The organism is Amycolatopsis sp. NPDC049691, from assembly GCF_040675005.1.
In the GTDB taxonomy this organism is placed as follows: domain Bacteria; phylum Actinomycetota; class Actinomycetes; order Mycobacteriales; family Pseudonocardiaceae; genus Amycolatopsis.
On the sequence record NZ_JBFANX010000006.1, the window covers coordinates 472,317 to 481,234 of the forward strand.

The 8,918-nt window shown below is 70.2% G+C and carries 8 protein-coding genes; 1 reads left to right on the forward strand and 7 read right to left on the reverse strand.

Going from position 1 to position 8,918, the window contains the following annotated elements; translation table 11 throughout:
• Window positions 1–19 precede the first annotated feature (19 nt).
• Entirely contained in the window at window positions 20–1,513 is a 1,494-nt protein-coding gene (locus AB0J40_RS17355) for a peptidase S10 (protein ID WP_364453630.1), read from the forward strand.
• Window positions 1,514–1,515: 2 nt separating this feature from the next.
• Here the strand turns inward: AB0J40_RS17355 and AB0J40_RS17360 are convergent, their stop codons facing one another.
• The 7 genes from AB0J40_RS17360 to AB0J40_RS17390 all read right to left on the reverse strand — a co-directional run bounded on the left by AB0J40_RS17360 (window position 1,516) and on the right by AB0J40_RS17390 (window position 8,850).
• On the reverse strand, window positions 1,516–2,289 hold the full coding sequence (locus AB0J40_RS17360) for a hypothetical protein (RefSeq protein ID WP_364453633.1): 774 nt from the start codon (window positions 2,287–2,289) through the stop codon (window positions 1,516–1,518).
• The gene (locus AB0J40_RS17365; RefSeq protein WP_364453636.1) at window positions 2,286–3,068 is read right to left on the reverse strand and encodes a hypothetical protein; all 783 of its coding nucleotides are present in this window, start codon (window positions 3,066–3,068) and stop codon (window positions 2,286–2,288) included. Before AB0J40_RS17365 ends, AB0J40_RS17360 begins: the two co-directional genes overlap by 4 nt.
• Before the next feature lie 121 nt (window positions 3,069–3,189).
• Window positions 3,190–4,878 carry a S8 family serine peptidase gene (locus AB0J40_RS17370; RefSeq protein ID WP_364453706.1) on the reverse strand — a complete coding sequence of 563 codons (1,689 nt, stop codon included), beginning with the start codon at window positions 4,876–4,878 and terminating at the stop codon, window positions 3,190–3,192.
• Window positions 4,879–4,981: 103 nt separating this feature from the next.
• Entirely contained in the window at window positions 4,982–5,980 is a 999-nt protein-coding gene (locus AB0J40_RS17375) for a dipeptide ABC transporter ATP-binding protein (protein WP_364453639.1), read from the reverse strand.
• Window positions 5,973–6,968 carry an ABC transporter ATP-binding protein gene (locus tag AB0J40_RS17380; RefSeq protein WP_364453642.1) on the reverse strand — a complete coding sequence of 332 codons (996 nt, stop codon included), beginning with the start codon at window positions 6,966–6,968 and terminating at the stop codon, window positions 5,973–5,975. The genes AB0J40_RS17375 and AB0J40_RS17380 overlap by 8 nt, the downstream gene beginning before the upstream one ends.
• A 6-nt stretch (window positions 6,969–6,974) precedes the next feature.
• Window positions 6,975–7,928 carry an ABC transporter permease gene (locus AB0J40_RS17385; protein WP_364453644.1) on the reverse strand — a complete coding sequence of 318 codons (954 nt, stop codon included), beginning with the start codon at window positions 7,926–7,928 and terminating at the stop codon, window positions 6,975–6,977.
• Entirely contained in the window at window positions 7,921–8,850 is a 930-nt protein-coding gene (locus AB0J40_RS17390; RefSeq protein ID WP_364453647.1) for an ABC transporter permease, read from the reverse strand. The genes AB0J40_RS17385 and AB0J40_RS17390 overlap by 8 nt, the downstream gene beginning before the upstream one ends.
• Window positions 8,851–8,918 lie beyond the last annotated feature (68 nt).

Below are 8,918 nucleotides of genomic sequence, written 5' to 3' on the forward strand. Positions count from 1 at the left end.
CGCCGTCTAAGTTGGGTCCATGGCGGACACGACCCCCGATGAGGCCCCCGAGAAGAAGGCCGAGGACACCACCGAGATCCCGGCCGAGCCGACCGACGACATCGTCACGACCCAGCACACGCTCACCGTGAAGCGCAAGAAGCTCGCGTACACGGCGAAGGCGGGCCGGATCGTGCTCCGCAAGGAGATCGTCAAGGACGGCAAGTCCGAGGGCTTCAAGGCGAAGGCGGAGGTGTTCATCACCTCCTACACCCTCGACGACGCCGACCCGGGCACGCGGCCGGTGACGTTCGCCTTCAACGGTGGCCCCGGCTCGTCGAGCATCTGGCTCCACATGGGCCTGCTGGGCCCGCGCCGGGTGCTCTCCGGCGACGTCGACGACCTGGTGCCGCCGCCGTACGGGCTGGCCGACAACCCCGAGTCGCTGCTCGCGCACAGCGACCTGGTGTTCATCGACCCGGTGTCGACCGGCTACTCGCGGGTTTCGGGCGGCGAGGAGACGAAGGACTTCCACAGCTTCAAGGGCGACATCGAGTCGGTCGGCGAGGTCATCCGGCTCTGGGTGTCGCGCCACCAGCGCTGGCTGTCGCCGAAGTTCCTGGCCGGCGAGTCCTACGGCACGCTGCGCGCCGCCGGGCTGGCCGCGCACCTGCAGGAGCGGCACGGGCTCTACCTCAACGGCCTGCTGCTGATCTCGTCGGTGCTCGACCTCGGCACGCTGCGGTTCACCGAGGGCAACGACCTGCCGTACTCGCTGTACGTGCCGACGTACGCGGCCATCGCGCACTACCACGGCCTGCACGGCGAGCGCCCGCTCGACGACGTCCTGGCCGACGCCGAGGACTTCGCGGCGAAGGACCTGCCGTACGTGCTTTCGCGCGGCGCACGATTGTCCACTCAGGATCGTGCCGAGGCGGTGGCCACGCTGGCGTCGCTGACCGGCCTCACGGAGTCCTATGTGGACCGGGTGAACCTGCGGATCGAGCACGTGCGGTTCTTCACCGAGCTGCTGCGCGACCGGGGCCTGACGGTCGGCCGGATGGACGGCCGCTTCACCACGTGGGAGCCGGACGGCGGCCGCGAGCACATGAGCGACGACCCGTCGATCTCCCGGGTGATCGGCGCGTACGCGGCGGCGTTCAACCACTACGTGCGGGCCGAGCTCGGGTACGCCAGCGACCTGCCGTACGAGCTCATCCACGAGGACACGTTCAAGGCGTGGTCGTACTCGGACTTCGAGGGCCGCTCGGTGTCGGTGGTGGACTCGGTGAGCGCGGCGATGCGGGCGAACCCGCACCTGCGGATCCACGTGGCGTTCGGCCACTACGACGGCGCGACCGCCTACTACGCGGCCGAGCACGTGCTGGCCCACCTGCAGATCCCGGAGGAGCTGCGGGACAACATCGACACGGCGTACTACCCGGCGGGGCACATGATGTACGTCCACGAGCCGACGCGGGTGCAGCAGTCGAAGGACCTCGCGAAGTTCGTGAAGAAGGCGTCGAACCGCTGACGTCAGCGGGGGTCCGGGGGCGACCAGTCGACCTCGGACCCCCGCGGCAGCGGCTCGCCGTAGTGCCCCGGTGGCAACGGGCGGCGGCCCCGGACGAACGCGACCAGCTCGGCGGCCACGACCAGCGCGGCGTACAGCGCCAGTAGCGGCGCGTACCCGTGCGGCAGCGGGGACTCGGTGACCAGGTCCAGCAGCGGCGGCACCGCGACCAGGGCCGGCGAGGCCGCGTGGACGTTCTCCGCCCGCAGCCCGCGGTACACCGCGGCCGACGCGTCGTCCACGGCGAGGACCGGCGCCCGCAGGAAGCCGACCAGGATCAGCAGCCCGCACAGCGCGAAGACGCCGAGCAGGACCAGCCGTCCGGTGGCGAAGGCCGGCGCGGTGGGCAGCAGCGACACCGCGATGGCCACACCGCCGCCGTAGGCCAGCGCGCACGCGGTGAGGAACCAGCCGCCGGGGCGACCGGGCGCGCCCGGCCAGGGCTGGGTCCGTTTCGCCAGCTGCCGCTGCGCGGACCGGACGGACTGCCACACCGACAGCTGGATCACCAAGCAGCCGAGGTACACCAGCGCGCTCCAGCTCGCGCCGAAGAAGTCCAGGTAGAAGATCCCGCCGAACACCACCGGCACGCCGAACACCACCAGCCACAGCAGGCTCTGCGGGCGGAGGTTGCGCGTGGCCAGCAGCGCGTCGATGAACGGCGTCGGCGCGGCGACGGGCTGCCCGCGGCCGGCCAGCCAGCGCAGCGCCGCCTCGCGCTCGGCCGCCCGGCTCACGCCGGCACGCCGTAGCTGCCGTCCACGGGCAGCGCGGGGGTCCGGCGGCGCTGGGCGAACCACGCGACGACGTGCGTCGCGACCGCCAGCACGACGTAGCCGACCAGCCAGGGCTTGCCCGGCGGGTGCTCGAGGACGACGTCGACGACCACCGGCACCGCGAAGAGCGACGGCAGGGCGAGCTGGACGTCTTCCAGCCGCGTCACGACGTCGACCGCCAGTGAGCTTTCGTCCTGCGCGAGGACCGGCCGGCGGATCACCCCGGTCAGGATCACCGCGTCCACGACCGCCCCGACCGCGAGCAGGGCGAGCCAGAAGACTCCCCACAGCGAGCCAGTGGCCGCCAGCGCGATCCCGAGGACGGCACCGCCGCCGAACGTGATCGCCAGCGACGTCACGTACCAGCCGCCGAGCACCTCCCGCCACGGCGGCCGCGGCCGGTCCAGGCGCCGGACCCCCAGCTGCGCCGCCGCCCGCCGGTCGCCGGCGCGGCGGTGCAGCCACGCCGTCATCGACACCATGGCGGCCATCAAGGACATGTACCCGCCGGACGGCAGGTCGGCGCGTTCCACGCCGGGCAGGAGCCGCAGGAACTGGTAGCCGAGGATGCCGGCACCGAGCACCGTGAGCACGGCGGCGACGGGGCCGACCGCCTCCGGCACGCTCTTGCCGCAGCGGGGGCTCAGCCGCGCCGTCAACGGCGGGGCCGGCTCGGCCACCCGGACGCCGTGGGCCTTCAGCCAGTTCGCCGCCGCTTGCTCCGCCGTCTTCACGCTCACCGGACCTCCCTCGTCCCGCCGTACACGCGCGAAGCGACGGAAAGGTTTACCGGCCGGAGAAGCCCGGCGGAACGCGGAACGGCCCACCTCCGGCCGGAGGTGGGCCGTTCACGCCGGATCCCTACTTCAGGTACTGCGCCCCACGGGTCACCGCCGCGTAGGCGTCGACCGCGCCGTGGCCGTAGAAGCCGTTGAACGACGGGTCACCCACGCAGGTCGCCGTGAACGTCGCGTCGCGGCCTTCCTTCAGGTAGTCCACCGTCCGCGGCGTCGGGCAGGCGACCTCCGTCGCCGTGCCCTCGAGCACGCGCTGGACCTTGTCCGGGTCCATGCCGAACTCGCCGTGCGACTTCTTGCCGTACTGGGAAATGATCAGCGCCGCGACGCCGGTCGCGTGCGGCGTTGCCATCGACGTGCCCTGCAGCCACTGGTAGTAGCCGACCCGGCCGTCCGCCGCCGTCGCCTTCTGGATGCCCAGTGCGACGCCGGCCGGCGTCACGTTGCCCGCCGCGTCGATGTTGCCCTCGGCGACGCCCACGTTCTTCGGGTACGTCGAGAGGATCTCGTTCTCGACCGTGCGGAACCACGGCGTGCCGAAGCCGTCGCGGAAGTAGCCGCCCGGCGCGGAAACCGAAATCTGCTCGGTGCCGTAGTTCGAGTAGTCCGCCTTCGCCTGCGACGGCCCGAACGCGCTCACGCCGATCGTGTGGTTGCCCTCGACCGGCAGGTTGAGGCACGACGTGTTGTCGATCGTGCGCGGGTGCGTCGCGTTCGCCGGGTAGTCCGGGCTGGTGGTGTCCGGCTGCGGCGCGCCGAGGTCGGTGTGCTGGTTGCCCAGCGCGACCACCATCGTGACGCCCTTGCGGTGCGCGTAGTTCAGCGCGCGCTGGGTCGCCTCGATGATCGTGCGCTGCTCGGCCTGCTCGGCGGGCGAGTCCGCCGGGTTCGCCGTGCAGTTGTACAGCCACGGGTCGGTGTAGAACGACATGTTGACGACGTCGATGCCCGCGTCGCCGGCGTAGGTCAGCGCGTCGACGGTCGGCTGCAGGAAGAAGTAGCCCGAGTCCTGGCCGGCGCGGATGTTCACCAGCGTCACGTTCGGCGCGACACCCGAGACGCCGAAGCCGTTGGCCGCGGCGGCGATGGTGCCGGCGACGTGCGTGCCGTGGCCGCCGTCGTCGTGGTTGGCCGGATCGACGCAGCCGCGGAACTCGCACGGCCCGTCGACCTCGACGCCGTTGGCGTCGAACGGGATGTCCTTGGTGAAGTTGCGCGAGTCGGCGGCGTCGAAGTTCGGCGCGATGTCCGGGTGCGTGCCGTCGATACCGGTGTCGATGACGCCGACCTTGACCTGCTTGCTGCCCGCCTGCTTGGTGCGCGAAAGGTCGGAGCGGACGGACTTGAGGCCCCAGAGCTGGTCGTCCAGCGGGTCCATCCCGACCGCGGCGGCCTTCTTCGCCGAAGCCGCCGTGCCGCGGCCTTCCTTTTCGGCGTTGTCGTTCTTGGCCTTCTTGCCGTTCTTCGGCAGCGAGCCGATGACCTGGGACTTGGCCGCGCCGAACACGGCCCGGTTCGCCGAGACGCGCTCGGTGAACCCGGTGGCCGGGGCGCTGGCCTTGATGAGGCCGACGGCGGTGTTGGTCTCCAGCACGGTGCCGCCGGCGGCCTTGATGGCCTGCTGGGCGGTGGCGATGCTCTGCGTGTCCTTGGCGAGCACGGTGAACTCGGTCGCCGGGCCGGACAGCGCGGGCTGCGCCGACGCGACCGGGACCGCGACGGCCGAGATCGCCCCGAACAGCGGGACGGCCATGGCCGCGGCGAGAAGCCTGGGTCTCTTCACGATTCTCCTCCTCGGGAAAGCGGTTCCTGCACCGTATAGATCGGACATTGCGCAAACAACGGCCAAACGTACGTTATGGAACAACCGACTTCTGCTCCGCGAAGTGACAAGCTGACAAGTGTCCGTCGGTGCGCGGCTCCAGCAGGGGGACGTCGGTCGCGCACACGTCCTGCGCCTTCCAGCAGCGCGTGCGGAACCGGCACCCGGACGGGGGATCCAGGGGGCTCGGCACGTCGCCGGTCAGCCGGATCACCTGCCGCTGCCCGCGCACGGCCGGGTCGGCCACCGGCACGGCCGACAGCAGCGCCTGGGTGTACGGGTGGGACGGTCGCTCGTAGATCTCCTCGTCCGTCCCGATCTCGACGATCTTGCCGAGGTACATCACCGCGACCCGGTTGGACAGGTGCCGCACCACGGACAGGTCGTGGGCGATGAACACGTAGGACAGCCCGAACTCCGTCTGCAGGTCCCCGAGCAGGTTCATCACCTGCGCCTGGATCGAGACGTCCAATGCGGACACCGGCTCGTCGCAGATGATCACCTTGGGCCGCAGGGCCAGTGCCCGGGCGATGCCGATGCGCTGGCGCTGCCCGCCGGAGAACTGGTGCGGGTAGCGGTTGAGGTGCTCGGGGTTGAGCCCGACGACCTCCAGGAGTTCCTGCACCTTCGTCGCCCGCGATCCCTTGGGCGCCACGTCGGGGTGGATCTCGAAGGGCTCGCCGACGATGTCGCCGACGGTCATCCGGGGGTTCAGCGACGTGTACGGGTCCTGCAGCACGATCTGGATCTCGCGCCGCAGCTTCCGCAGTTCGGCGCCGCGCAGCGAAAAGATGTCGCGACCCTCGAACTTCGCGGTGCCGCCGGTCGGTTCTTCCAGGCGCATCAGCACCTGGGCCAAGGTGGACTTGCCGCAGCCGGACTCGCCGACGACGCCGAGCGTCTCGCCCGGCAGCAGGTCGAACGAGACGCCGTCGACGGCCTTGACCTGGCCGATCGTGCGCTTGAACAGGACGCCGGTGCGGACCGGGAAGTACTTCTTGAGGTCGGTGACCGAAAGGATGGGTTCAGGCACGGGAGTTCACCACCTCTTCGGCGAAGTGGCACGCGCTGGTCCGGCCGAAGCCGATGCCGTGCTGCGGCGGCACTTCCTCGCCGCACTTCGCTTCGGCCCGTTTGCAGCGCGGGTGGAACGGGCAGCCCGGCGGGATGTCGAGCAGGCTCGGTGGCAGGCCCTTGATGGTTTCCAGCGTCTGTCCTTTGAGGTCGAGCCGGGGCAGGGAGTCCATCAGCGCGGCGGTGTACGGGTGGGCCGGGGCGCGGAACAGCTCGACGACGTCGGCCTGTTCGACGATCCGGCCGGCGTACATCACGGCGATCCGGTCGGCGACCTCGGCGACCACACCGAGGTCGTGCGTGATGAGCACGAGTCCCATCTTGCGTTCGGCCTGGATCTCGGCCAAGAGGTCCATGATCTGGGCCTGGACGGTGACGTCGAGGGCGGTGGTCGGCTCGTCGGCGATGAGCAGGTCCGGGTCGAGGGCCAGGGACATCGCGATCATCGCGCGCTGGCGCATGCCGCCGGAGAACTGGTGCGGGTAGTCCTTGACCCGCCGCTCGGCGGCGGGGATGCGGACGATGTCGAGCAGCTCGATCGCCCGCTTCCGGGCGTCCTTTTTGGACATCCCGAGCCGCACGCGCAGCTGTTCCTCGATCTGGAAGCCCACGGTGAACACGGGGTTCAGCGCGGAGAGCGCGTCCTGGAAGATCATCGCGATCTCGCTGCCGCGCACTTCGCGGCGGCGTTCGTCGGACGCGGTCAGCAGGTCCTCGCCGCGCCAGCGGACGGCACCGGCGGTGATCACGCCCGGTGGCATGTCGAGGATGCCCATCACCGTCTGCGCGGTGACGCTCTTCCCGGAGCCGGATTCGCCGAGCACGGCCAGGGTTTCCCCGGCGTGCACCGAGTAGCCGACGCCGTTGAGCACGTTGGCCACGCCGTCGGACGTGCGGAACTCGACGTGCAGGTCCTCTACTTCGAGCAGGAGTTCGTTGTCGGACAAGAGGATCTACCTCGACTTCGGATCGAGCGCGTCGCGGATGCCGTCTCCGAGCATCACGAAGGCCAGCACGGTCAGGGTGACGAAGGCGCCGGGGAACAGCAGCATGTGCGGGTCGTTGCGGAAGTAGTCCCGCGAGTCGCTGATCATCACACCCCACGAGATCACCGGCGGGCGCACGCCGATGCCGAGGTAGGCCAGCGTCGCCTCGGCGCCGATGAACGCGCCGAGCGCGATGGTCGCGTACACGAGCACCGGCGCCAGGGTGTTCGGCAGCAGGTGCCGGAAGATGATCCGCGGCGTGCTCGCGCCGAGGCCGCGCGCGGCCTTGACGTAGTCGAGCTGCTTGGCCACCAGCGTCGCCGACCGCATGATGCGCATGGCGACCGGCCAGCTCAGCACCGCGATCGAGCAGACCACCTGGACGATGATGGTGACCGCGCCGGGGTTCGAGCCGGGCGCGTTGAACGTCGTCAGGATGACGATCGCGCCGAGCACGAACGGCAGGCCGGCGAAGATGTCGCCGAAGCGCGACAGCAGGCTGTCCACGATCCGGCCGTAGTAGCCGGCGAGGATCCCGACGATCGAGCCGATGAGGACGGTCAGCAGCGTCGCGAACACGCCGACCAGCACCGACGCGCGCGTGCCGTAGATGGTGCGGGCGTAGACGTCCTGGCCCTGGTTGTCGTAGCCGAACCAGGCGTCCGCGGACGGGCCTTCGTTGGCGTGCGCGAGGTCGCTGAAGCCCGCGTCGCGCGAGCTGAACAGCCCGGGTGCGATCGCGATGAGCACGATCAGCAGGATGATCACGGCCGAGGCGACGAACGCCGGCTTGCGGCGCAGCTGGCGCCAGGCGTCGCTCCACAGGCTGCGGGGTTTCTGCGGGCCGGTGGCGGAGTCGTCGACGCGGGACAGCTCGGCCGCGTCGGCCCCGCCGCCGCCCACCAGGTTCGGGTCAGTCATAGCGGATCCTCGGGTCGAGAACGGCGTACAGCAGGTCGACGATCAGGCTCATCAGCAGGTACACCAGCACCAGCAGGACGACCACGCCGACGACGGTCGCGCTCTCCCGGTTCTGGATGCCGCGGAAGATGAGGCCGCCGAGGCCGTTGATGTTGAACACGCCTTCGGTGACGATCGCGCCGCCCATCAGGGCGCCGAGGTCGGTGCCGAGGAACGTCAGCACCGGGATCACCGAGTTGCGCAGCAGGTGGACGAGCACGACCCGGCTCTGCGGCTGGCCCTTCGCGATCGCCGTCCGCACGTAGTCGGCGCGGCGGTTCTCGGCGATGCTCGTTCTCGCCAGCCGGGCGACGTAGGCCATCGACAGGCTGCCGAGCGCGAGGCCGGGCACGATCAGCTCGCCGATGCCCGGGTCGTCCGACACGCTGGCCTCGATCAGGCCGAGGCCGTTGCCGCCCAGGGCGAGCTGCAGCACGATCGCCGTCACGAAGACCGGCAGCGAGATCAGGAACGTCGTCGAGACGAGGACCAGGTTGTCGAGGAAACCCTTGCCGCGCAGGCCGGTCAGCACGCCGGCGGTCAGCCCGATGAGGGCCTCGATGACCACGGCGATCACGGCCAGGCGCAGGGTGATCGGGTACGACGTGGCGATCAGCTCGCCGACGGACGTGCCGTTGAAGGTCTCGCCCCAGTCGCCGGTGAACAGGCTCCCGAGGTACTTGAAGTACTGCACGAAGATGTTGTCGTTCAGGTGGAACTTCTCGGTCATCTGGGCGATGTAGGCCGGCGGGCAGGCGGTCTGGCCGCACTTGCCGGAGAACGGGTCGCCGGGCACGGCCCAGACCAGGACGTAGATGAGGAAGGTGGTGCCGAAGAACACCGGGATCAGCTGGAGCAGCCGTCGCAGGACATAGCGGGTCATGACGTTCCTAGTGCGCGCCGGCCTACATCGCCCAGATGACCGAGAAGTTCCACCTGAACGACAACATC

Coding starts and splice junctions, on each gene's coding strand:
- AB0J40_RS17370 (WP_364453706.1), bottom strand. CDS start 4,878: ATGGCCGTCCCGCTGTTCGGGGCGATCTCGGCCGTCGCGGTCCCGGTC.
- AB0J40_RS17385 (WP_364453644.1), bottom strand. CDS start 7,928: ATGACTGACCCGAACCTGGTGGGCGGCGGCGGGGCCGACGCGGCCGAG.
- AB0J40_RS17355 (WP_364453630.1), top strand. CDS start 20: ATGGCGGACACGACCCCCGATGAGGCCCCCGAGAAGAAGGCCGAGGAC.
- AB0J40_RS17390 (WP_364453647.1), bottom strand. CDS start 8,850: ATGACCCGCTATGTCCTGCGACGGCTGCTCCAGCTGATCCCGGTGTTC.